The organism is uncultured Campylobacter sp., from assembly GCF_905373215.1.
In the GTDB taxonomy this organism is placed as follows: Bacteria; Campylobacterota; Campylobacteria; order Campylobacterales; family Campylobacteraceae; genus Campylobacter_B.
Map to the genome: position 1 here is coordinate 32,164 of NZ_CAJPRT010000013.1, position 24,821 is coordinate 56,984.

Here is a 24,821-nt window from a genome sequence, read left to right on the forward strand (position 1 = left end):
TCTCCCTTATTTAGTTTTTATATACGTCCGTAAGCGATACGAAATCCACGATTTTAAAGCGGTTTTTGAGTTTGTCTTTAATCTCCGTGGAGTCTAAATTTTCGTTCAGCTCGATGATGATCTCAAAATAATCCGACGTCGTTTCACTATTTTCGTTGAGGCTTATCGACACCAGATCGATCTCGAGCTTGACTAAATAGTTCAAAAACGTCGCCAGCGAGCCGCGCTTGTTTTCTAAATTTAATATGATCTTGTAGCGGTGCGGCGCATTACGCGTCCATTTTACGAAGATCATCTCATCGGTTTTGATTAGCTCGCTTGCACGTTCGCACAGCTTATGATGCACCGTCACGCCGTGTCCGTTGCGAAAGCCGATGATGTCGTCGCCACGCTTTGGGTTGCAGCAGTAATCAAACTCAACCTCGTCGATTTTAAAATTTGAATACACCACGATGTTGTCAAATTTTTGCTTCTCAATCTCATACTTGCTGCGAAATTTCATATTGAAAAATTTCTCTTTGAGCGGGTATTTTTTCAGCGCGTTTACGACGTCTTTTAAAAATACCGAGTCGTAGGCTGCTTTGCCGATCTTTTTGCTTAAATTTTCTTTTTCAAGCCAGCTTAGAATGCTCTCCTTACTCGTCGTAAAGATCGCGCATAAAATTTTAATTGCTACTTCAAAATTTATATCTCTGATCTTTTGTTTGCAAAATGCCTTTATCGTCGCGCGCGCCTTGCCTGTTTTGACCGAGCTTAGCCAGCTGCAGCGGTAGTGTGGCTCGCTTCCGGTAATGATATGAACGATGTCGCCGTTTTTTAGCTCCGTAAGAAGCGGCACCTTGACGCGGTTTATAAAGGCCTCGGTTGCTTTTAAGCCCACTTGAGAGTGTATCTCGTAGGCGTAATCAAGCGCCGTAGCGCCGCGCGGTAACGTAAAAATTCCGCCCTTGGGCGAATACACGGCGATATCCTCGACGTAGAGGCTGTCTTTGGCGTATTCGTAAAGATCCTCGGCGTTGGCGTCGTCCTCTTCCTGCATGCCGATGTCGTTTAGCCAATCAAGCTTAGGATTGATTGAGCCGCTATATTTATATTTCCAGTGAGCGGCGACGCCGAATTCTGCGGTGTTGTGCATATCGAAGGTGCGGATCTGCACCTCTACGATCATACTTTCGTTAAAGACGGTCGTGTGGATCGTCTGATATCCGTTTTGCTTCGGAAGCGCGATATAATCCTTAAAGCGCGATATGAGCGGATTAAATTTAGTATGGATGATGCCAAGAGCCAAGTAGCAATCCATAGGCTTTTGCACGATGATGCGGATAGCCAAAAGATCAAGCACCTCCTCGATCGAAATTCCTTTGCGCTGCATCTTTAAAAATATCGAGTAGTAGTGCTTCATCCGCTTTTGGATCTCAAAGCTACCTTCACTAAAGCCGTTTGAAAGCATATACTCCTTGATCTTTTCGCTAAATTTGCTCAAGCTCATCTGAAGCTGCTGCTTATGCTCCTCGACGTAATCGGCGATCGCCGAGTACTCTTTAGGCATAACGTATTTAAAGCTAAGATCCTCAAGCACGTTTTTGATCGATGAAATTCCAAGCCTGTGCGCGATCGGCGCGTAAACCAAAAGCGTCTCCTCGCCGATGCGTTTTTGTTTATCGGGGCGAAGCGCGTCTAGAGTTAGCATATTGTGCAGCCTGTCGCAGAGCTTGACTACCAAAACGCGCTGATCGTTAATGGAGATCATTAGCATCCTGCGGAAGGTAAGCGCGGTAGTACGTAGCTTGGCGTTGCTATCGCCGGATGGAGCTAATTTATCCTCTCTGATGTTTACGATTTTAGTAAGCCCTTCTACGATTTTGGCTACTTCGTCGCCGAATCTTTGTCTAACCTGCTCGATGCTGTAATCTGTATCCTCTACTACGTCATGCAATAGCGCAGATATCACCATCGCGTCGTCTCCACCCATAAAAGATACGAAGCAAGCTACCAAAATCGGATGGATCGCATACGGCTCGCCGCTTTTGCGAAACTGCCCGTCATGCTGCGCGATGCATAAATTTATAGCATCCACCAGCAGTGGAGTGGGCTCTTTTAGATTATAAAGCAGCTGCTTGGCGCTTTGAATGTCTTTGGTATCGACGACATCGTCGATGAGACTTTCTAGGAAGTTATCATTAATCCTTGTCAACGATTCCATCTAATGCGATCTTACCTTCGGCTAGTTCCAAGATTGCTATATCGGCAAATTTCATCCTGCGAGTATCTACGTTCTCTATCAGCGGCGGTTCGCCCGCAGCTAGCTGCTCGGCGCGTTTGCTTATCATCAAAGATAGCTTATATCGGTCTCCGCCCGTTACTTTTAAAGCCTTGGCTACAATTTGTTCGGTTCTCATCAATTCTCCTTAAATTTAAAATTTCAGTTTTTTACGATCGAGCAGGAGCTTAGATCTCCGCCATCGACGATTTTGTATAAATTTCCGCTCTTAAACATATTGCACACGATGATCGGAAGTGCATTGTCTTTAGCAAGCGCGATAGCCGTATCGTCCATCACCCTGATGTTGTCGTGCAGGGCTTGATCGTAAGTGACTTTGGAAAGCAATTTAGCGTCTTTAAATTTTTGCGGATCCTTGTCGTAGATCCCCATTACCTTGGTGGCTTTTATGATAGCGTCGGCTCCGATCTCGATCGCGCGGAGAGTGCCCGCAGTATCGGTCGTGAAGAATGGATTTCCCGTGCCCGCGGCAAAGATCACGACGCGGCCTTTTTCGAGGTGCCTTTTAGCGCGGCCGATGATAAAGGTCTCGCAGATCGCTTCCATCTTTATCGCGCTTTGCACGCGCACATCCATGCCTGCGTATTCTAGCGCCTCTCTCATCGCGATTGCGTTGATGACGGTCGCTAGCATGCCCATATGATCGCCACTGGTGCGTTTGATGATACCGCTAGCTGCGGCGCTTACGCCTCTTATGATGTTGCCGCCGCCGATTACGATGCCTACTTCGATGCCGCCCTCCACGAGCTGCTTGATCTCTTTAGCAATAAATTTTAAAATTTCGCTGTCGATCCCAAAGCCGTTCTCTCCCGCTAGCGCTTCACCCGAAAATTTTACGAGTATGCGATTGTATTTAGCCATAAATTTAGCTCCTAATAAAATTTTAAAATATTATCCAAAAGTCGTTTAAAAATAACTTTTTAGGCTATTTTAGATGATCTTTAAGGCGGTTTATCCAGATCTTTTTCGGAGCGATTATCTCGCTAGCGCTGCCGTTTACGGCGTGATAGATCAATGTGCCGTGCAAGCTCGCGTAGTAGCGGATTATGAGGCGCTGCAAATAGGGCTCGTAGCTCGGCACAAACCAGCCGTTATTGCTGATCGCTACGACATATTTGGGCGAGTCCTCGTAAAGCTCTGCGCGCGTAGCCTCGTAACAAACAGCGCTTCTTACGCTCTTGCCGCCAAGCTCGTAGTCGCTAAAACCGCTAGCTGTGGAAAAATCGGTCGCGCCGCCTAACAGCACGCGGTTGATAAAATTTCGCGCAAATTCCGGCAGCGGTACCATTTCGCCAAACGGCACCAAAATGTGCTTATCGAAGCGCTTCATTTCTCCGTTCGCAAAAAGATAGGCGCTGTTGTAAAATTTCCCGTTCTCATACGCTTCCGCACCCGCTATTATCGTAATTGCGCGCGATTTTTCCTTTAGAGCTTCAACTAGCACGTTTTCTAAATTTAGCGGCATCGCAAAGGCGCTCTCGGGCAAAATTATCGCATCTTGCCCCGCTGCGATCGCATCATCGATGCGAGCTAAATTTGCCAACGCGGCGGATAAAATTTTATCCTTTGCCCAGATGTCATACTGCGAAATATCGGTGTTTGCGAGCGAAATTTTAATCGGCAGCGGCTCGGCTTCTTTTTGGCTAAATTGCAGCGCGCAGATCAAAAATACCGCGAAGATCGCGGCATTAAGCTTAGCCGCCGCGCCGCGCCCCCGTAGATAAAAAACTGCGCAAAGCCCCGCTAAAATCAGAGCCAGCGCGCTAAGATCGGCTCTGAAAATTCCATGGCTTAGCAGCAGTTCAAAATTTAGCCAATCAAAGCCGAAAGGATGGATAAATTTTAGAATCAAAAGGCATGCGGCGCGCAAAACGGGCGCGTCAAAGATCGCAAAGATGCGGAAAATAAAAGCGTAAACAAGGCAAATTCCAAGAATTTCAATCGGGATTAAAAACGCAAGATCGAAATAGATCAGGCTGAAGCTGATCCAGTGCATCCACAGCGCGCCGATAAAAAATCCGCACCAAAACCACTCCGCCTTGCTTGCCTTTAGCAGATAATAAAACGCCGCTATCGCAATTAAAGGCGAGAAAAATTCCGCCGCTAGAGCGATTAAACTGTCAAATTTAGAGCTTAAAATTTCTACGAAAATAAAATTTGAAAGCGCAAGGGCAAGAACAAAGCCTTTATTTATGTAACTTAATGTAAAATAGCTACTTTTTAAATTTCTAATAAAGGAAACACATGGAACAAGGAAACTTCTTTGCATCAATCCTGCCTATCGTCGTAATCTTCGCGATTATGTATTTTTTGATTATCAGACCGCAGCAAAAACAGGCCAAGGATCATAAAGCGATGGTCGATGCGCTCGGCAAAGGCGATAAGATCATAACTAGCGGCGGCATAAAATGTACGGTCGTGAAAACAAGCAATGATTTTATCACAGTTAAGCTTAACGATGAGGTCATGGTTGAGCTGGATAAACAATTTGTGGCAAGAAAATTAGATGAGCAGTAAAATTTCATACCGCCTGCTGATCTTTTTGGCTGCGGTGATCTTTTCGGCGATTTTTGCCGCGCCTTCGATCTTTCAGACCGAAAAGGGAAGCAAGATAAACTTGGGTTTGGATCTTCAAGGCGGCCTGCATATGCTTTTGGAAGTTCAAAGCGACGAGGCGGTCGTTTCAAAGATCAAATCGATCGCCGCTAGCGTCAATTACGCCGCCAAGCGCGATGATCTGCTGATGGACGGGCTAAAATTGGAAGGCGATTCGTTTGAATTTGAAATTTTAGACGCGGACGAGGCTTCTAAATTTGATGCGATTTTGCATAACGCCGCAAGCGGTTTGGACATTCAAAAATCGGGCGAAAAATATCGCGTCACGCTAACGCCTGAGGAGATTGAGGCTACTAAAAAATACGCGATCGAACAGGCCGTTGAGACTATCCGAAACCGCCTAGATCAATTCGGACTTGCGGAGCCAACGGTAGCAAAGCAGGGCGAGAGCTATATTTTGGTGGAGCTTCCGGGCGTCAAAAACGCAGCGGATGAGCAGCGCGCCAAGGATCTGATCGCCAAAGCGGCTCACTTGCAGCTTATGGCGGTGGACGACGTGCGCCAAGATCGCGCGCAGACTATTAGCGCAGCGGATGCCAGAGCTTACGGCGACGTGATCTATCCCGACGTTAAAAATCCGAATTACAAGTATCTCATAAACGAAATTCCGGTTTTAGACGGCGCGATGCTAGTCGATGCGAAGGTTGCCTTCGATCAGCACACCAACCAGCCGATCATAAATTTTACGCTCAACTCTCAAGGCGCTCAAATTTTCGGCGATTTTACCGGTAAAAACGTCGGCAAACGTTTAGCCATCGTGCTTGACGGCAAAGTTTACTCCGCACCGCGCATAAACGAGCGTATCGGCGGCGGCAGCGGTCAGATCAGCGGTGGATTTAGCGTCGAGGAGGCGCACGACGTAGCGATAGCGCTTAGAAGCGGCGCGCTTTTGGCTCCCGTCAAAGTATCCGAAACGCGCAGCATCGGCCCTAGCCTAGGACAGGATAGCATCGATAAGAGCATGGCGGCGCTTAGTTTGGCGGCGGTTGCGATTTTGATCTTTATGATTTTCTACTACGGCGTAGCGGGGCTTTTTGCCGACATCGCGCTTGTGGTAAATATCTTGTTTTTGATCGCTTGTATGGCGCTATTCGGCGCAACATTGACGCTTCCAGGAATGGCGGGTATAGTTTTGACGGTCGGAATGGCGGTGGATGCGAACGTCATCATCAATGAGCGTATCAGAGAGGTGCTTAAAACGGGCGCTTCGATAGGTCAAAGTATAAGCAAGGGCTATGAGAACGCGATGAGCGCGATCATAGACTCCAATATCACGACGCTGATCACCTCTGCTGCGCTTTATGCTTACGGCACGGGTCCCGTGAAAGGTTTTGCCGTTACGATGAGTATCGGTATCGTAGCCTCGATGATAACGGCGATTTTGGGTACTCACGGAATGTTTGAGCTGGTGATTACCAAGATGGAAAAGAGCAAAAATACCGCGCTTTGGCTCGGCTACAAAATTAGAAAGGTCGCAAATGCAACTATTCGATAAAGATAAAATTTATGATTTTATGAAATTTAGATATTTCACCTTTGCGCTTTCTGCTATTTTGATAGTGGGCTCCATCGCGCTGTTTTTAATCAAGGGCTTTAACTACGGCATCGATTTTAGCGGCGGTACGCTCATTCAGGTCAAATATGACGCCAAAGCGCCTCTGGACGAGATTAGAAAGCGCTTCGAGGCGGCAAATTTAGGCAATATAAACGTGACGGAATTCGGCAGCGACGAGGAGGTTACTATAAGATACTCGGGCGCTGCGGATTCGCTGGGCGATAATCCCGCTCTTGCCGCGCAAGAAATTTTGCAAGGCAGCGGAAATTTTGAAGTTCGCAAGGTCGATATAGTGGGTCCAAAAGTCGGCGAGGAGCTTCGCACAAAGGGTATTATGGCGGTTTGCGTATCGTTTGCTCTGATTTTGGTTTATATCACCCTGCGCTTTGAGTGGAGATTTGCGGTCGCCGCGGTATTATCGGATCTGCACGACGTCGTAGTCGCGGTGGGTGCGCTAATACTTGCGGGCGTGGATTTCAACCTTGAAATTTTAGCCGCGCTTCTAACCATCATGGGCTACTCGCTTAACGATACCATCGTCGTTTTCGATAGAATTCGCGAGGGGGTGAAGGAAAGCAAATCGGTCAAGCTTAACGAAGTCATCAACGAATCGATCTCGCACACGCTTTCACGCACCGTCCTAACCTCGCTTACGACGCTCATCGTTATAGTGATTTTGTTCTTCTGGGGCGGTGAGATGATCCACGGCTTTAGCTTCGTGATGCTAATAGGCGTCATAGCAGGAACCTTCAGCTCCGTATTTGTAGCTGCTCCGATGCTGATTTTGTTTAAATTTAATGTCGAGAAATACCGCGCGTTTTTAGCCGAAAAACAGCGCCGTATCAAAGAGAAAGAAAAGAATCGCGCCATGTATGAAAAAGGCACGGTGTAAGGATAAAAGATGAACTGGGGAAGGGTAATTTACATATTTTTTGCGCTGATGAGTATGACTACGATAGGCGGGTTTTTGTATGAGAAGAATGAAATTTTACTTTTCATAGCAACCAGCGTGAATGCGGTCTCGACGCTTTTGAAGGTAGGCGTGCGAAATATGCTAGCAGCCGAGCTTTTTGCAAGTTCGCTAGTCGCGGATCTGCATCTCATACCGGCGTTCGTTTTGATTGTAGTAGCGCCGGGAGATCTGTCAATCGTGACCTCGCTTGCGATCGGCGCGCTACTTGCAAACTTTTTCTCGCTAATTTTAATAGCGATCGAATCGGCAAAAACTAAAGACGAATTCTAGGAGCGCAAAATGCCTTACGATAGTAAAAGTATTGAGCTTAAATGGCAGAAAATTTGGGACGAAGAGGGAGTTTTCGAGCCTAAGGACGATTATAGCCTGCCTAAAAAATATATCCTTTCGATGTTTCCCTACCCAAGCGGCCGCATTCACATGGGGCACGTGCGAAACTACAGCATCGGCGACGCTTTGAGCCGCTACTACAGGCTGCGCGGATACAACGTGCTTCAGCCGATCGGCTTTGACAGCTTCGGTATGCCTGCGGAAAATGCGGCGATCAAACACGGCATTCACCCTAAAACTTGGACTTACGAAAATATTGATTATATGAAAAATGAGCTGCACCGCCTGGGCTTTAGCTTTTCGGCCCGTCGCATGCTCGCTACCTCCGATCCGCTTTATACGCGCTGGGAGCAGGAATTTTTCATAAAACTTTTTGAAAAAGGGCTTATCTATAGAAAAAACGCCGTGGTAAATTGGTGCGAGCACGATCAGACGGTGCTTGCCAACGAGCAGGTCGAGGAGGGCAGGTGCTGGCGTTGCGGCAACGAGGTCGTGCAAAAGCAGATGCCGGGATATTATCTAAAAATCACCGCCTATGCGCAGGAGCTTTTGGATTGCCTAAAGCAGCTTGAGGGCAAATGGCCCGCTCAGGTGCTTACGATGCAGGAAAACTGGATCGGGCGCAGCGAAGGTTTGGAATTTAGCTTTAAATTTGACGAGCAAAGCAGCGCCAAGCTTGGCGGCATCGAGGGCTTTAAGGTTTTTACGACACGCCCCGATACGATCTACGGCATGAGCTACGCGGCGGTCGCGCCGGAGCACGAGGTCGTAAAGAGGCTTTTGGATAATAATTTACTTGACGCCGAAGCTGCGGCGAAGGTGAGGGAAATTTTAAATCAAAGCCCGCGTGAGCGTCAAGCAAGCGATAAAGACGGCGTGAGCCTCGGGATCAGCGTGCTTCATCCGCTAAGCGGCAAAAAAATCCCCGTTTGGACTGCGAATTTCGTCCTAGCAGAATACGGCGGCGGTGCGGTCATGGCGGTACCTGCGCACGACGAACGAGACTTTGAGTTTGCAAAAAAATTTAACCTACCGATCATTCAAAGTATCGCTCCAAAAAGCGGCGATTACGACGCTAGCAAGGCTTACGTAGAACCTGGAATTTTAATAAATTCCGCGGAATTTAGCGGCATGGATAGCGAGAAGGCAAAAAGCGCCGTCATTTCAAAATTTGAAAAACTAGGGCTCGGACGCCGCGTGGTAAATTTTAAACTGCGCGATTGGGGAGTGAGCCGCCAGCGTTACTGGGGCGCGCCGATACCTATGATCCACTGTCCAAAATGCGGGCTAGTAAGCGAGGAAATTTCAAATCTGCCCGTAGAGCTTCCGCAGGATATTAAGATCACCGGCAAAGGCAATCCACTCGACGCGCATCCTAGCTGGAAGTTTTGCAAATGCCCTAAATGCGGCGGCGACGGGGTACGCGAGACCGACACGCTCGATACCTTTTTTGAAAGCTCGTGGTATTTCGCGCGCTACGCAAGCGACGAGCGGACGTGGCAGCAGCGGGCGTTTGACGAGCAAAGCGTTAATTACTGGATGAACGTCGATCAATATATCGGCGGCATCGAGCACGCGATCCTGCACCTTTTATATGCAAGGTTTTTCCAAAAGGCCCTTCGCGACATCGGCTATCTGCGCGATAGCGAGCCGTTTGAGCGGCTGCTAACCCAAGGTATGGTGCTAAAAGACGGCGCGAAGATGAGTAAAAGCAAGGGAAACACCGTCGATCCCGACGACATTATCGAGACCTACGGCGCCGATACGGCGAGACTTTTTATACTTTTTGCCGCGCCGCCGCAAAAGGAGCTTGAGTGGAACGACAGCGCGGTAGAGGGCGCGTATAAATTTTTAAATCGCCTATACGATCGCGCCGAAAACGCTTATGCTACGGATAAAATTCCACAGATCGACCACGCAGCTTTAAATAAAGAGGAAAAATATGCCCGCCTTAAAGTTTATGAGGCGCTTAAGAAGTCGCAGCAGGTTTATGAGAGCAGTTTTGCTTTTAATACCCTAATCGCCGCGTGCATGGAGGCGCTAAACGCGCTAAACGCGCAGAGCAACAAAGACATATTTACCGAGGGCTATTTCGTGATCTTAAACCTGCTCGAACCTATCGTGCCGCACATATGCGCCGAGCTTAGCGGGCGGCTGTTTAAGAGGCAGAATTTCGGCGAGCTGAGAGTTTGCGAAGAGGTATTCGAAAGCGATACAATCAAGCTTGCTGTTACGATTAACGGCAAAAAGCGCGCCGAATTTGAAGCGGTTGCGAGCCTAAGCGAGGGCGAAATTTTAAGCCTTGCAAAGCAGAATTGCGTCAAATGGCTAGAGGGCAAGAGCATTATAAAAGAAATTTATGTCAAAAACAAGCTTGTAAATTTGGTGATAAAGTAGGCGAAGATGAGAAAAGTTTTAACCGTTTTTTGTTTGATTTTTTTAATCGGCTGCGGCTACAAGCCCGTTTCGAGGATCGCGAAAGAGACGATGAGTGGAAGCGTATTTGTAGACGTGATGATGAGCAAAACTGATCCGCAAAACACCGTCGCTATTAAAGATGCGATCAGGCAGGGTATAGTCCAGCGCCTAGGGATGAGCCTTGCGGATAAAAACTCGGCGCAGACGATCGTAGTAGCGAGCATAAAAAGCCTAAGCTTTAGCGAGCTTTCATACGATCAGTTCGGCTATGTCACTAGCTACCGCGCAAATCTTGTCGTAAATTTCAGCACCAAGCTTAAAAACGGCGATGTTTTCAGCAAGGATTGCGTGGGCGATTACGATTTTAAAGTTAGCCGCCTAGTCAAAAATAGCTACGATACCAGCTCGATCATTAGCGATAAGGACCGCTACAAGGCGATCGAAAATGCCTCCGCGCAGGCGTTTGACGAGTTTATTTCGGCGCTTGCGATTAGGGGATTCAGACTTGAGCGGGCGCAGCATTAAAGAATTTTTGCAAAATCGCCCGATTTATTACAAAAAAATCGACTACGAGCGCTTCCCGCAGGCGTATGCCGCCATTAAAGATAAAATTCCGCTCAAAAACGTCATTCAGATCATCGGCACCAATGGCAAGGGCAGCACCGGGCGGTTTTTGGCTAACGCGATCGCCGCAGCGGGCTTTAGCGTCGGGCACTACACTAGCCCGCACGTTTTTAAACTCAACGAGCGCATCTATCTAGGCGGACGCATCGCGCAAAGTCCCGTTTCTGCGTTGAATTCCGACGCTTCAAATTTTAAAAACGAGCAAAATTCCGCCTTGGCGTCAAATTTTACGGAAAAACAAAATTCCGCAAAGATGCAAAATCTTGCGAGCGGAGAAAATTCCGTCTCACAAATTTCTATTTCTAATTTGCAAAATTTCGCCACACAAGATTTTATCGCCATGCAGAATTCGCATAGTGAGCAGAATTCTGCCCTGCAAAACTCCGTTTATACCACACAAAATTTTTGTAGCGAGCAGAATTCCATCGCGCAAAATTCGACTGATATGCAAAATTCTGCTTCTACACAAAATTTATGGGATTCGCAAGATCTCAAATCACCGTCTGAGCAAAATTTCAAATTCTCGCCGGAGCAAAATTTTAAATCTCCGCTAAGATCAAATTTTAAATCCACTCAAAGCTCGCTTCCCATTTCGCTAGGTCGTGATGCTACGGATGAGGAGCTTGATTTCGCGCATGAGTTTTTACAGGCAAACTTGCCCGCGGAGTTTAAAGATAGCCTGTCGTATTTCGAGTATCTCACGCTTGCGGCGGCAGTGCTTTTTAGGGATTGTGATTACTGCGTGATCGAGGCTGGGATGGGCGGCGAGTTTGACGCTACGTCGAGCTTCGGGCGCATGCTGTCGCTTTTTACACCGATCGGCACCGATCATTTGGGCATGCTAGGACAAAATCTAGAGCAGATCGCCCACACCAAGCTCATTACGATGGATAAAGAGGCGATTTTAAGCGACGAGATGAGCGAGGTTCCGCTTCGTATCGCGCGGCAGATTGCAGAGCAAAAAGGAACTCATTTGAGGTTTGCAGCAGAGCTTTTAAGCAAGAGCGAGCAAGCGCAGATCGCGGAGTTTTGCGCGCACAATAATCTGCCTAAATTTCAAATTTCAAATTTAGCTCTAGCGCTTGCCGCGATGAAATTTTTAAATTTGAAATTTGAAATTTCGCAGCTGCCGCCTCTAAATTTACGCGGCAGGATGGAAGTTTTGGCGCCTAATTTACGCGTGGATGTCGGACACAACGAGCTTGCAGCACAGCAAGTAGCCCGCGAAATTATCGAAATCTACGGGGGCAGAAAGATCGTGTTAATTTATAACGCCTTTGCCGATAAAGACGTAGCCGCGGTGCTGCGGACTTTAGCGCCCGTGGTAGAGCGCGTGGAGATCTTTAACTACGAGGTTGCGGATCGCGAAATGGCAGCAGAGGCGATAACCCGCGAGCTTGAGGCGCTTAAAATTCCGTATTCGCCGTTTCGCGGCGAGCTTAAAGCGGACGAGGAGTATTTGGTTTTCGGCTCGTTTCATTTGGTAGAAAATTTCATTTTATGGCTTGAGGCGCGCCGTGGCTAAAACTAAACTCACCCTAAGCGATCACTTTGGCACCAAGACGCTGTATTTCGGCGAAAATTTTAGATTTCAACTTAAAATTTTATCTGCGTTTTTTGTAATTTTTCTGCTCGTTCTGTTTTTTGCGATCTTTAAACTCGCGAGCGATCGCTCAAATTTAAAGGAGCTAAACAAAACCCTCTACGCCGAAAATCTCGCGCTTAAAGAGCAAAATATCGCGCTTGAGGGCAAAAACGAGGAGGTACTTGCCAAGCTGGACGGACGCGAGGACGATGGAGGCGGGCTGGATAGTGATATCCAGGTAATGCTTGCGATGAATGAGATGAAAAAGGAGCGCAAAAAGGGCTCCGGCGCGCATATCGCAGCTAGCGAAAAAACGGCGAGCGCGATTCTTAGCGCTGTGCCTAATGGACTTCCGATGCAGTATCGCGGCGTAACTAGCCCTTTTGGGATGCGTACTCATCCAATCAGCGGCGTTATGAGAATGCACCACGGCATCGACTTGCGAGCGAGTGAGGGCACTCCGGTGTTTGCGACGGCAGAGGGCTTTGTGCAGTTTGCAGGTGGCAGCGGTAGTGGATATGGAATTTTAGTGATTCTATCGCACAATTACGGCTTTGAGACCCGCTACGGCCACCTTAGCTCCGCGGTCGTAACGCCGGGTTCTTGGGTTAAAAAGGGCGATCTTATCGGCTATAGCGGCAACACCGGCTACAGCACCGGCCCGCACCTGCATTACGAAGTTAGGTTTTTGGCTCAAAGCGTCGATCCTGCAAATTTTATGAGCTGGAACGCGCAGAATTTCAAAAATATCTCGACCTTGGAGCCTAACGTATCGTGGCAGGAGATCGCAAACGTCGTGCAGCACCAGATCGAAAGGTTTAAATAATGCAGGCCGAGGTTTACGAATATTTTTTGCAAAACCAAAAAGAGCTTTTGATCTGCGAGGATGAAAAGGAAGCAGCGGCGTGTGAGCAGGTGCTTAAATTTATGGGCTATGCGGCCTTTTGCCTGCCCGATTTTAGAGCGAGTTTCGGCGAGGATCTACGTAGCTACATGGGTGAGCTAGCAGGCATCAGCACCGCTCTTAGCGCGTTTTATAAAGCAAGCGGCAAAAAAATTTTAATCTCGCCGGTTCGCACGATCTTAAACAAACTCCCCGCCGCAAACCATCTGCGCCCGTTAAATATAAAATTTGGAAGCGAATTAAACTTAAGCGAACTGAAAGAGGAAATTTTACGCCTGGGATACGACGTGCGCGACATCGTCGAAAGCATGGGCGAGGTAAGCTTCCGTGGCGAGATCATCGATGTTTTTTCGGTAGGAAGCGAAAGCGCGGTTAGAATTCTACTCGACGGCGAGACGGTCGAGAGTATCAGGCGCTTTGATGTCGCGACGCAAAAAAGCGAAAAAGATGAGCTTGCGCAAGCCGAGATAGCGCCGTTTTTAGCAAATTTAAGCGAGAACGAGTTTGAGAGCGTGAGCGAAAAGATATCGCGCGCAGATAGCGACGCGTTAACGCGTGATCTGGGCTCGCTCGGGTTTTGGTTCATCGAGGGCTTCGTCGATTACGTGAGCGCGTTTGATTGCGTCTTGCTGCATGAGATCAAAAAGGATGAAATTTTTTCTGAGCGCAATTTGGATTTTTTAGACGCGATCGAGGTACTGCCCGCGGCGCGTAAATTTAAAGACCTCGCGGTGACGCCGTCGCAGGAATTTTTTGAATTTCACCGCAGCGATGCTATCACGCTGATCGCGCGAAACGACGCGCTGCTCGCGCCGTTTGATCTTGGTGGATTTAGCAATATCGAAATTTTACGCGAGGATTTCGTCGTAAATTTAATAAGCACTGAGCGGATCATCCTTTCGCTAAACAAAGCGGTGCCTAAAAAGCGCGTGCGAAGATCGAGCCTAGCTCTGGATGAGCTAAACGTGGGCGATTTTGTCGTGCACGAAGATCATGGTATCGCTAAATTTAACGGGCTTGAGCTCATAGAGGTGATGGGGCGCAGCAAGGAGTTCGTATCTCTGCTCTACGAGGGCGGCGACAAGCTGCTGCTGCCGGTCGAGTATCTAAATAAGATCGATCGCTACGTCGCAAGCGGCGGCGCGGTGAGCTTGGATCATCTGGGCAGGGCGAGCTTTTCAAAAATTAAAGAGCGAGTGCGCGAAAAGCTCTTTGCGATCGCTTCAAAGATCATCGCGCTGGCGGCAAAGCGCGAGCTGGTGCGAGGGCTCGTCATCAAAAATGAAAGCGCAGATTATGCGAAATTTTTAAGCGCAAGCGGCTTTAGCTACACGAGCGATCAGCAAAAGGCGGTGGGCGCGATTTTGGCGGATCTGCAAAGCGGCAAGGTGATGGACCGCCTACTTAGCGGCGACGTGGGCTTTGGAAAGACCGAGGTTGCGATGAATGCGATTTTTGCCTGCATTCGCAGCGGGCATTCGGTGCTGTTTTTCGTGCCTACGACGCTGCTTAGCTCTCAGCATTACGCCACGCTTAGCGAGCGCTTTAAGGAGTTTGAAATTCCTGTTTTCAAGCTCGATCGCTTCAGTAGCGCGAGGCAAAAAAGTGAAATTTTAAAGCGCCTGCAAGGCGGCGAAGCGATCGTCGTGGTCGGCACGCACTCGCTTTTAAATTTAAACCCCGCAAATTTAGGGCTTATAATCATTGATGAGGAGCATAAATTCGGCGTTAAGCAAAAGGAGCGGCTCAAAGAGAAAAGCGCCGCTTCGCACCTGCTTAGTATGTCCGCGACGCCGATACCGCGCAGTCTAAATATGGCGCTAAGCTCGATTAAAAGCTATTCCACGCTGCTTAGCCCGCCGCAGGATCGCCTGGACGTGCGCACCTTCGTCAAGCAGTGGGACGAAAAGATCATAAAAGAGGCGATCTCGCGCGAGCTGCGACGCGGCGGGCAGATTTTTTACGTCCACAACCACATCGCGACGATGCAAAGCGCCGAAAAGAAGCTGCTTGAAATTTTGCCGAGCCTTAAAATTTTAATTTTGCACTCCAAGATTGACGCTAAAACTACGGAGGATGAAATTTTAAAATTTGTAGCGGGCGAATACGATCTGCTACTTTGCACCAGCATCGTAGGAAGCGGCATTCATATGCCGCGCGTAAATACGATCATCGTCGAAAACGCGGATAAATTCGGTATCGCCGATCTGCACCAGCTGCGCGGCCGCGTCGGGCGCAGCAACAAACAGGGCTTTTGTTACTTTTTGATCGAGGATAAAACCGCCCTTACGCAGGACGCGCTAAAGCGGCTCGTAGCGCTTGAGAGCAACTCATTTTTGGGTAGCGGTTCGGTGCTAGCGTATCACGATCTGGAGATTCGCGGCGGCGGAAACCTGCTCGGAGAGGCACAGAGCGGGCATATCGAAGCGATCGGCTACTCGCTTTATCTAAAAATGCTCGAAGAGGAGATCGGCAAGCTGCTAAGCAGAAAGAGTGCCGCTGCGAGCGTGGAGCTTAAAATTTCGGTAAACGCCTTTTTAAACTCGGGATTTATCAGAGAGGATCGCCTGCGCCTGGATCTTTACAGGCGGCTTAGCAAGTGCTCCGAGGCGAGCGAAGTGCTTGAAATTTTCGGCGAGATCGAGGACCGCTTCGGGCGCGCGGACGTCTACACCAAGCAATTCATCGACGTGATGATGATTAAGGTTTTGGCTACGAAGCTTGGCTTGCGCGTGATTTCGAGCATGGATGAAAATATCTTTATCACCCTCGCAAACGGCGATAAGGTGCGATTAAAGGCGCAGACGCGCGACGATGACGACGTGATAAGCGAAATTTTAATCTATCTGCGAAGGGAGCTAAAAAATGCGAACTTGCGATGAAAATATCAAAAAAAGCGTGAGCAAAAGCAGAAGCGAAGAGTTAAATTTAGACGCGGCAAGCGGTTTAAATTTAGCGCCGCAAGCCGTCCTAAAAAGCGTGCAGAGCGCCGCCGGCGAGCAAATTTATTTCAGCGATTTTAGCGCGATTGATTGGCGCGCTGTGCAGGTCGCCGTCTTTCGCGCAAATAAAAAGGCGCTAAAGATTGTCCGTGATATCGATTTCACGGGTATTGACGCGCTTGTGGGGCTGGAGAGCCAAAAATCGGCTCTTATAAAAAACACTGACGCCTTCCTGCGCGGCGCAAGCGCCAACCACGCACTACTATGGGGCGAGAGCGGCTGCGGCAAATCAAGCCTTGCAAAAGCGGTTTTTTCTAAATTTATCCCGCAAGGCCTTAAGATCATCGAGATCGGTAGGGACGATCTGAGTTGTCTCATGGATATAATCGACGCGATCCGCGAAACAAGCTTTAAATTTATCATCTTTTGCGATGATTTGAGCTTTGAGCTCGGCGAGAGCGGCTACAAGCACCTAAAGCCTCTGCTAGAGGGCTCGCTGGAGCGCGCGCCGCGCAACGTGCTGATGTATGCGACGTCCAACCGCCGCCACATCGTAGGCGAATGCGCAAGCGACAACGACGTCGCGCAGATCAGTCGCGGCGAGCTGCACCTAAGCGATGCGGCGAACGAGCGAATCAGCCTGAGCGAGCGCTTCGGACTGCAGCTAAGCTTTTACGGCGGGAGCATGCGGGAGTATTTAGGGATCGTAGATGCCTATTTTGCGGCTGCGCAAGGTATGAGCGCGGCGGAATTTCGCTTGAGTTTTGCTGCAAATTTAGATGAGCTGCACGCAAAGGCAAGAGAGTTTGCGATGCTTCGCGCAAGTCGCAGCGGCCGCGCGGCAAAGCAGTTTTTCTTGAGCTTTGGCGAGGAATTTTTTGCAAATTTAAAAGGCGGCGGCAGATGAATACGGCGCGAGAATTTCAAAATGTCGTAAGCGAGCTTAGTTGCGGCGTAAAGCGGCTTTTGGAGCGAAACAGGGCGGCGGCTGCACTAAAATTTAAAGTTGCCGCTACGTGCGCGACGATCGTTAAATTTAAGCCTAGCGATGCGTCGAAATTCCTTCTCATCGCAGGTGTCTTGCAAGAACAAACCCCGTTTGCGTCTGTTTTTGCAACGCATAAATTTCAAATTTTTATGCGTTGCACGGCACTCTTTAAGCGAAATTTAAAAATTATTTCGGCGTATGCATCGCTTGTCGCAAGATGCGGCGAGGTACGGATTATAGAGCCGAAATTTGATGCCCCCAGCGTCCTTGGAAACGGCAGATGAGCGCGACCGAGCTTTTTATCGCGCTTTTTCGCGCCGTGAAAATCAAGGATTTTCGCTGGTGGCCCGAGTTTGGGAGCTTTGAGGTGGTCGTGGGGGCGATTTTGATCCAAAACACGGCGTGGCGCAATGCCGACGCGGCACTGCAAAACCTGCGTAATAAGGAGCTTTTGAGCTTAGATGGGATCGCCGGGCTAGATGAAGCGGAGCTTGCGGAGATCATCAAAGTAAGCGGATTTTATAATCAAAAGGCTAGACGTCTAAGCTTGCTTTGCAAAGCGATGATCGCGGATTTTGGGGATTTTGAGAGTTTTAAATCGGGCGTTAGCCGCGAGTGGCTGCTAGCGCGCAAGGGGATCGGCGCGGAGAGCTGCGATGCGATCCTGTGCTATGCGTGTGAGCGCGCGGTGATGGTCGCGGACAGCTACTCGGCGCGGCTGCTCGGGGCTTTGGGCTATGAGTTTGAAAGCTACGATGAGCTTAGCGCGTGGCTAGGCGAGCTAGAATTTGAGCGGATCTATGAGCTTGTAAATTCTGCTAATCTTCCCTGCGATGCGGCGGCAAAAGCAGATAAGCTGGAGAACGAAAACGGCGCATATGCACTATTTCATGGACTCATCGTGGAATTTTGCAAAGCGCATTTGAAAGGTAAAATTTTTGATGATTTTGCGATAGAATTTTTTGATAATTTAAAATAAATCTTAGTCATCTTTGAAGGAAAGAACATTCTATACCATCCAAGTAACGACAAATAGGTGAATTTATGTATTGTTAAGCGCCGATATAGCAAAATTTAATTAAAATTACGGCGATAAATTTGGTTAAAAAACCGATATTTAGGGGAGTTTATGACGAAAAGAAAAATTTTAATAGTATTTGGAACGCGCCCAGAGGCCATTAAGATGGCTCTGTTGATAAAGGAATTTCAAAAGCGCGCGGAATTTGAAGTGAAGGTTTGCGTCACGGCGCAGCACAGGCAGATGCTCGATCAGGTTTTGGAATTCTTTGAGATAAAGCCTGATTTTGATCTAAATTTAATGAAGCAAGGGCAGGATCTGTACGATATTACGTCTGGTGTTTTACTTGGTATGCGCGATGTATTTAGTGAATATACCCCGGACATCGTGTTTGTGCATGGAGATACGACTACTACTTATGCTGTTTCTTTGGCGGCGTATTATCAAAAAATAGATGTTGCTCACGTAGAAGCTGGACTTAGGACGCATAATATCTATTCGCCGTTTCCTGAAGAGATAAATAGGCAGATGACGGGGCTCATAGCTAAATATCACTTCGCGCCGACTACCGATGCGAGAGACAATCTCTTAAAAGAAGGCAAAGATTCAAGAAATATAGTTGTTAGTGGCAACACCGTTATAGATGCGCTTTTGTGGACGATAGACAAAATCGAAAACAACGAGCTGCTAAAAAATAAAATTTTATCCTTTATAAATGCCAAATATAAGCTTAGTGATAGAAAATTTATTCTCGTTACAGGACACAGACGAGAAAATTTCGGAGAAGGCTTTGTTAATATTTGTGAGGCTTTACGTGAAATAGCGCTAAAAAATGAAAATATCGACATCGTTTACCCCGTGCATCTAAATCCAAATGTAAGAAAGCCTGTGGGAGAAATTTTATCGGGCATTCCGAATATATTTTTAATCGATCCGCTAGAGTATGATAGTTTTGTCTATCTTATGAGCAAGTCATATATGATAGTAACAGATAGCGGCGGCATCCAGGAGGAGGCGCCGAGCCTATGCAAGCCCGTTTTAGTTATCAGAGAAACTACCGAAAGACCCGAGGGGATAAGGGCAGGATGCGTTAAGCTTATCGGCACCAAGCGCGAAAATATCATAAAAGAGGTGCAAAAATTATTAAATTTAAAAGATGAATATGATAAAATGAGTAAAAGTACAAGTCCGTATGGCGACGGTAAAGCTTGTAAAAAAATACTGGAATTTTTAAAAGGAATATTATGAAAAAAGTTTGCATCTTAGGTCTTGGATATATAGGGCTGCCGACGGCGGCGCTTTTGGCAAACAGAGGTTATAAAATCCATGGCGTTGATGTGGTTCAGAGCGTCGTAGATACGATCAATCAGGGCAAAATTCATATCGTAGAGCCGGAACTTGACGTATTTGTTAAAAAAGCAGTGCAGAGCGGAAATTTAAAAGCAGACGTTAGGCCTGATTTCGCAGACGTTTTTATCATAGCTGTTCCGACGCCGTTTCGAGACGGATACGTGCCAAATATCGATTATGTCATAAGTGCGGCAAAATCGATAATACCTTATGTAAAAGACGATAATATGGTCGTTTTAGAATCCACTTCACCGGTAGGTACTACCGAAAAGATAGGTGAAATTTTAAAAAATGGCGGTGTTGATATTTCTAAAATTTATATCGCTCATTGCCCGGAGAGAGTTTTGCCGGGTAAAATTTTAAAAGAGCTTACGCAAAACGATAGAATCGTGGGTGGAACTACAAAAATTGCTACTAAAAAAATAGCGGAATTTTACGCAGAATTCGTAGAAGGCGCGGTTTTGCAGACCGATGCGAAAACCGCAGAGATGTCAAAGCTTACAGAGAATTCTTTCCGCGACGTAAACATAGCCTTTGCAAATGAACTTAGTATTTTGTGCGATAAATTCGGCATTAACGTCTGGGAGCTTATCTCGCTAGCAAATCGCCATCCGCGAGTTAATATTTTAAACCCGGGCTGCGGCGTAGGCGGGCACTGCATAGCGGTCGATCCGTGGTTTATAGTGCATGCGGGCGGCTACGAAGCGAAGCTCATCAAATCCGCAAGGGAGGTCAATGATCACAAAGCTGAATGGTGTATTGAAAAAATCAAAAACGCCGCTTTGAAATTTGAGCTGCAAAACGGCAAAAAGCCCAAAATCGCGTGCATGGGACTTGCTTTTAAGCCCGACATCGACGATTTGCGGGAGTCGCCTGCGCTAAATATAACTAGACGCTTGATCGCAGACGGCGTCGATGTGGTCGTCGTAGAGCCCAATATCAAGGCTCACAAGGATTTTGAGATAGTGGACTACAAAAAAGCTATTGAAATTTCGGATATTATCGCATTTTTAGTCGGACATAAGGAATTTAAGGGGCCAGAAATAGAAAAAGAAGTTTTGGATTTTTGCGGGATTTTTAGATGAGAAATATTCCTAAATTGGCAATTATCGTTCCTTGTTATAACGAAGAGCAGGTTTTAGGCGAAACCATAAAAAGATTGAGCGAGACTCTAGAAAATTTAATCGATAAAAAAAGATTGAAAGCGATAGTTTTATTTTATACGTCGATGATGGTAGCGAGGATAGTACTTGGAATATAATAAAATCGTCTAGTGCTACAAATTTATCCACTAAAGGCATAAAACTTTCTAAAAACGAAGGCCATCAAAACGCCTTATTGGCAGGAATAGAGTATGTAGAAGATAAATGCGATTGCCTAATTTCTATTGATGCAGATTTGCAACAAGATGAAAAGTCTATGATACATTTTACTGATTCTTACGTGAATGGATGCGATGTTGTACTCGGCGTCAGGAACGATAGAATGTGTGATTCTTTTTTTAAAAGAGCAACTGCATTAGGCTTTTATAAATTAATGAATTTAATGGGGGTGGATATTATTAAAAACCATGCGGACTATAGATTGCTTAGTAGTAAGGCCATTAGAATGCTGCTTAGTTTTAAGGAAGTCAATTTATTTTTAAGAGGGCTTGTTCTTTTAATTGGACTAAAAACAGAGTATATATATTTTGATGTTAAAGACAGGTATGCAGGCAAATCAAAATATACACTAAAAAAGATGTTTACCTTCGCATGGGACGGCATAACTTCATTTAGCGTGGTTCCTTTAAGATTGATAACGTTAATAGGCTTTATCGTTTTTTTTGTTAGCTTGATAATGGGTGGGAGTGTGTTGTATTCTGTTATTGCTAATAAAACGGTGCAAGGGTGGGCCTCTACTGTTTTACCTATATACTTTATGGGAGGAATTCAACTTATGTGTCTTGGTGTAATCGGCGAGTATATAGGTAAAATCTATAAAGAAACAAAAAGAAGACCAAGGTATTTTATAGAGGATATTACTGATGAAAAAAGTTAATTTTGATGAGTACAGTAAAAACTATGACGATATAATGCAAAAACAGCACAAAAAATTCGGCGACATAAAATACTATGCGGAGTACAAGATAAAAATACTAAGCGATATAGTAAAAAGACGAAATCAAAAGCTAAAAATACTTGAATACGGATGCGGTACGGGTAGAAATTTACCGTATATAGTAGAAGCATTTCGCGAATCGTCCGTTTTTGGATTTGATATCTCAAAAGAAAGTTTAGAGATAGCAAGGCAAAATAATAAAGAAGTAAAGATTATAGAAACAAATGAAGAGCTAGCTTGCTACAACGGATATTTCGACGTGATTTTTATAGCGGGCGTATATCACCATATAGAACCTAGCCTACGAGATTACGTGACATCTAATGTATTTAAACTAGCTGCCGATAATTGCAATGTAGCGGTTTTTGAACACAATCCCTATAATCCTCTTACAAGACGTATGGTATCTACTTGCGAATTTGATAAAGATGCCGTTTTGCTATCAAAAAAAGAGTTGCAATCTATTTTTTTGATAGCCGGATTTAAAGATAACGGTAGCGCATATACGTTATTTTTTCCTCCTATTTTAAAATCGCTCTCTTTTTTGGAGAAATTTTTAAAATGGCTTCCGCTTGGCGGTCAATATTATATTGCGGTAAAGAAATCGGTCTAATGCGTTACGATATTTCTTTATTAAAGTATTTGCTCGTAGGCGTTATTAATACTATATTTGGATATGCAATAATCTTTACTTTACTTTATTTTGGAGCCATTGCGGAAATAAGTAATTTTATCGGTTATTTCGTATCGATATTTATATCTTTTTATTTAAATAAGTATTTTAGCTTTAATGACGATTCAAAAAATAAAATCCAAATATTTAAATTTATAATTTCAATGGGAACATCATACGTCTCGAATTTGGCTATTATGTCTTTCTCCTACCGATTTCTTAGCGTAAACGCATATATTAGTCAAATTTTAGGCGGCTTTGGATATATTTGTATAGGATATTTACTATCTAAAAATTGGGTTTTTTGTCGCCAAGCTAAGGTTGCAAGATGATAAAAACGATCATGCCAACTAGAATGAACGATATGCAACAAGCAATCGAATGCCTTGATAGGAACGGCATTATCGGCATTGCATATTACGACAAATACGGTTTTGAAAATTTTGCGCGCGGGGCCGATGATAAGGGCTTATATTTTTTCACTCAAGTTATGCATAAAATTTTTAATCTAAATTTAGAACAAATTATTATTTTGTTTCATATCGTATTTATCGGAGTCGGTTTCATAGTCTTTTGTATAGGCTGGATGTTATTTTTAAAAACTAATCTTGCAAAAATAGTTTCGGTAGTTGCAGTGTCAATACTTTCCGGATTGGTTTATGTAATAGGCGACGTGTATATTATGTTTTATTTTATGTCGTCTTTCGTGCCGCTATTTTTATATTTGATTGATAAAAATAACAAAAAAAATATTTTTTTTATGTTGGTTATCTTAGCTTATTTTTCAGTAGTATCGCATATTATACGCTCTTACTCTTTTGTGCCGACTGTTCTTTTTGTTCTGATTTATTTATTTTTTAATTTAAAATCTTCTATAAAATATTACTATATTTCATTTTTAATATTAAGTATTTTTGCCGGCTATGCTTCTTATAAGGTATATGAAAATAGCATTAATAATAAACTAATAGAGCTAAATGCGGATGCAAATTTAAACACTAAGCACGTTTTTTGGCATTCGGTATATATAGGCTTAGGTTATGTGGATAACGAATATATACCGCATTATCTCGACGAGGTAGCTATGCAAAAGGTTTATTCGATAGATCCTAGTATTAAGTATTTATCAAAAGAGTATGAAGAGGTATTAAAAAATGAAACATTTAAATTTATTAAAGAGCATAAGATGATTGCGATACAAAATTTTGGTGCTAAATTTGGCGTTATGTTCTTATACTTTTTGATTTTTTCAAATATCGGTTTTTATTGTTTTTATGCTTCAAAAAATAGAAAAAATAGGGAATTTTTCCTTCCATGTTTATGCGCCTTGTGTTTCAATGCGATTTTTGGATTCTTGGTTGTTCCTTCTGTAAATTATTTATTGGGCTTCGTGTCGTTTAGCGTAATTTTTGCGATATACTACATAAATAATTATATTAATGAAAAAAGGTTTTTAAGATGATACAAGCAATAGTTAAAAAAGGTAAAGTTTTAGCAGAGCAGATCCCAGCCCCGAGCGTTTCAAAGGGATGCGTTCTTATAAAAGTAGTAAATAGCTGCATATCGGCGGGCACCGAGATAAGCGGCGTATCAAATAGCGGCAAGAGTCTGATTAGAAGGGCCTTAGAGCAGCCGGAGAACGTAAAAAAAGTCATCAATATGGTGAAATCCGACGGCATAGCCAGCGTTTATGCGAAGGTAAAGGGCAAGCTTGATAGCGGAAGCCCGACCGGCTATTCGCTTAGCGGCGTCGTCATAGCAGTCGGAGAGGGCGTTTCAAATTTTGAGATCGGAGAGCGCGTCGCCGCAGCCGGCGCAGGGCTTGCGAACCATGCAGAATACGTAGACGTGCCTAAAAATTTAGTTATGAAAATGCCGCAGGATATGGACTTTGAGCGAGCTTGCACCGTGACGCTCGGCGGCATAGCGATGCAAGGCGTTAGGCGGATCGATCTAAGGCTGGGCGAGACCTGCGTAGTCGTGGGAGCTGGGATTTTAGGGCTTCTTGCGGTGCAGATGCTTAAAATTTCAGGGGTAAGGGTTGCGGTCAGCGATTTTGATGATAGACGCTTGCAGATAGCCAAAGAGTACGGCGCCGAGCTAATTATCAATCCTTCAAAGGAAAATTTGCTAGACGTCGTTTCATCTTGGAGCGGTGGGCACGGCGCCGACGGCGTGCTATTTACCGCCGCTACGAGCAGTAGCGAGCCGCTATCTCAAAGCTTTCAGATGTGCAAGAAAAAGGGCAGAGTGGTGCTCGTAGGCGTTGCCGGCATGCAGATCAATAGAGAGGATATGTATAAAAAGGAGCTCGATTTTCTCATCTCCACCTCTTATGGTCCTGGTCGCTACGACAAGAGCTACGAAGAGCAGGGACTTGATTATCCGTTTAGCTACGTCAGATGGACTGAAAATCGAAATATGAGCGAGTATCTAAGGCTGGTAAATGAAAATTTGATAAAGC

At 45.7% G+C, this 24,821-nt stretch carries 22 protein-coding genes and 1 pseudogene; 19 read left to right on the forward strand and 4 right to left on the reverse strand.

Annotation, left to right across the window (positions count from 1 at the left end):
- Nucleotides 1-10 precede the first annotated feature (10 nt).
- The 4 genes from QZ176_RS07225 to QZ176_RS07240 form a co-directional block, all read right to left on the reverse strand.
- Nucleotides 11-2,203, reverse strand: coding sequence for a RelA/SpoT family protein (locus QZ176_RS07225; protein ID WP_295152386.1), 2,193 nt, complete (start codon nt 2,201-2,203; stop codon nt 11-13).
- Nucleotides 2,181-2,399, reverse strand: coding sequence for a DNA-directed RNA polymerase subunit omega (locus tag QZ176_RS07230; protein ID WP_291935955.1), 219 nt, complete (start codon nt 2,397-2,399; stop codon nt 2,181-2,183). Before QZ176_RS07230 ends, QZ176_RS07225 begins: the two co-directional genes overlap by 23 nt.
- Before the next feature lie 23 nt (nt 2,400-2,422).
- Entirely contained in the window at nt 2,423-3,142 is a 720-nt protein-coding gene (gene pyrH / locus QZ176_RS07235; protein WP_005872284.1) for a UMP kinase, read from the reverse strand.
- Nucleotides 3,143-3,206: 64 nt separating this feature from the next.
- On the reverse strand, nt 3,207-4,550 hold the full coding sequence (locus QZ176_RS07240; RefSeq protein ID WP_295152388.1) for an apolipoprotein N-acyltransferase: 1,344 nt from the start codon (nt 4,548-4,550) through the stop codon (nt 3,207-3,209).
- Between QZ176_RS07240 and yajC the strand changes: the two genes are divergently transcribed.
- The 19 genes and pseudogenes from yajC to QZ176_RS07330 form a co-directional block, all read left to right on the forward strand.
- Nucleotides 4,526-4,798 carry a preprotein translocase subunit YajC gene (yajC, locus tag QZ176_RS07245; protein ID WP_295152390.1) on the forward strand — a complete coding sequence of 91 codons (273 nt, stop codon included), beginning with the start codon at nt 4,526-4,528 and terminating at the stop codon, nt 4,796-4,798. The two genes, QZ176_RS07240 and yajC, sit on opposite strands and share 25 nt — an antisense overlap.
- Entirely contained in the window at nt 4,788-6,392 is a 1,605-nt protein-coding gene (gene secD / locus QZ176_RS07250; RefSeq protein ID WP_295152392.1) for a protein translocase subunit SecD, read from the forward strand. Before yajC ends, secD begins: the two co-directional genes overlap by 11 nt.
- Nucleotides 6,376-7,344, forward strand: coding sequence for a protein translocase subunit SecF (gene secF, locus QZ176_RS07255; RefSeq protein ID WP_295152394.1), 969 nt, complete (start codon nt 6,376-6,378; stop codon nt 7,342-7,344). The genes secD and secF overlap by 17 nt, the downstream gene beginning before the upstream one ends.
- Nucleotides 7,345-7,353: 9 nt before the next feature.
- On the forward strand, nt 7,354-7,695 hold the full coding sequence (locus QZ176_RS07260; RefSeq protein WP_005872279.1) for a DUF6394 family protein: 342 nt from the start codon (nt 7,354-7,356) through the stop codon (nt 7,693-7,695).
- Between the two features lie 9 nt (nt 7,696-7,704).
- Nucleotides 7,705-10,152, forward strand: a complete 2,448-nt coding sequence (gene leuS / locus QZ176_RS07265; RefSeq protein WP_295152396.1) for a leucine--tRNA ligase — start codon at nt 7,705-7,707, stop codon at nt 10,150-10,152.
- A 6-nt stretch (nt 10,153-10,158) separates the two neighbouring features.
- Nucleotides 10,159-10,698, forward strand: a complete 540-nt coding sequence (lptE, locus tag QZ176_RS07270) for an LPS assembly lipoprotein LptE (RefSeq protein WP_295152397.1) — start codon at nt 10,159-10,161, stop codon at nt 10,696-10,698.
- A gap of 37 nt (nt 10,699-10,735) precedes the next feature.
- Nucleotides 10,736-10,930, forward strand: a pseudogene (locus QZ176_RS10450) (bifunctional folylpolyglutamate synthase/dihydrofolate synthase); the annotation flags it as partial.
- Nucleotides 10,931-12,314: 1,384 nt separating this feature from the next.
- Nucleotides 12,315-13,208 carry a M23 family metallopeptidase gene (locus tag QZ176_RS07280; RefSeq protein WP_005872272.1) on the forward strand — a complete coding sequence of 298 codons (894 nt, stop codon included), beginning with the start codon at nt 12,315-12,317 and terminating at the stop codon, nt 13,206-13,208.
- Nucleotides 13,208-16,168 carry a DEAD/DEAH box helicase gene (locus tag QZ176_RS07285; RefSeq protein ID WP_295152401.1) on the forward strand — a complete coding sequence of 987 codons (2,961 nt, stop codon included), beginning with the start codon at nt 13,208-13,210 and terminating at the stop codon, nt 16,166-16,168. Before QZ176_RS07280 ends, QZ176_RS07285 begins: the two co-directional genes overlap by 1 nt.
- A complete protein-coding gene (locus tag QZ176_RS07290) occupies nt 16,152-17,135 on the forward strand; it encodes an ATP-binding protein (protein WP_295152403.1) in 984 nt (327 codons plus the stop codon). The genes QZ176_RS07285 and QZ176_RS07290 overlap by 17 nt, the downstream gene beginning before the upstream one ends.
- On the forward strand, nt 17,132-17,500 hold the full coding sequence (locus QZ176_RS07295) for a hypothetical protein (RefSeq protein WP_295152405.1): 369 nt from the start codon (nt 17,132-17,134) through the stop codon (nt 17,498-17,500). The genes QZ176_RS07290 and QZ176_RS07295 overlap by 4 nt, the downstream gene beginning before the upstream one ends.
- Nucleotides 17,497-18,195 carry a 3-methyladenine DNA glycosylase gene (locus tag QZ176_RS07300; protein ID WP_295152407.1) on the forward strand — a complete coding sequence of 233 codons (699 nt, stop codon included), beginning with the start codon at nt 17,497-17,499 and terminating at the stop codon, nt 18,193-18,195. The genes QZ176_RS07295 and QZ176_RS07300 overlap by 4 nt, the downstream gene beginning before the upstream one ends.
- 150 nt (nt 18,196-18,345) lie before the next feature.
- Entirely contained in the window at nt 18,346-19,482 is a 1,137-nt protein-coding gene (gene wecB, locus QZ176_RS07305) for a UDP-N-acetylglucosamine 2-epimerase (non-hydrolyzing) (RefSeq protein WP_295152409.1), read from the forward strand.
- A complete protein-coding gene (wecC, locus tag QZ176_RS07310; protein ID WP_295152410.1) occupies nt 19,479-20,669 on the forward strand; it encodes a UDP-N-acetyl-D-mannosamine dehydrogenase in 1,191 nt (396 codons plus the stop codon). The genes wecB and wecC overlap by 4 nt, the downstream gene beginning before the upstream one ends.
- Nucleotides 20,670-20,844: 175 nt before the next feature.
- Entirely contained in the window at nt 20,845-21,624 is a 780-nt protein-coding gene (locus QZ176_RS07315) for a glycosyltransferase (protein ID WP_295152420.1), read from the forward strand.
- Nucleotides 21,611-22,297 carry a class I SAM-dependent methyltransferase gene (locus QZ176_RS07320; RefSeq protein WP_295152412.1) on the forward strand — a complete coding sequence of 229 codons (687 nt, stop codon included), beginning with the start codon at nt 21,611-21,613 and terminating at the stop codon, nt 22,295-22,297. The genes QZ176_RS07315 and QZ176_RS07320 overlap by 14 nt, the downstream gene beginning before the upstream one ends.
- The gene (locus QZ176_RS10455) at nt 22,297-22,689 is read left to right on the forward strand and encodes a GtrA family protein (protein WP_365951706.1); all 393 of its coding nucleotides are present in this window, start codon (nt 22,297-22,299) and stop codon (nt 22,687-22,689) included. The genes QZ176_RS07320 and QZ176_RS10455 overlap by 1 nt, the downstream gene beginning before the upstream one ends.
- Nucleotides 22,686-23,819 (forward strand): hypothetical protein, encoded by a 1,134-nt coding sequence (locus QZ176_RS07325; RefSeq protein WP_295152414.1) that lies wholly within the window; start codon nt 22,686-22,688, stop codon nt 23,817-23,819. Before QZ176_RS10455 ends, QZ176_RS07325 begins: the two co-directional genes overlap by 4 nt.
- Nucleotides 23,816-24,821 (forward strand): zinc-binding alcohol dehydrogenase (locus QZ176_RS07330; RefSeq protein ID WP_295152416.1); only part of this gene is annotated, 1,006 nt, incomplete at its 3' end. The genes QZ176_RS07325 and QZ176_RS07330, both read left to right, overlap by 4 nt.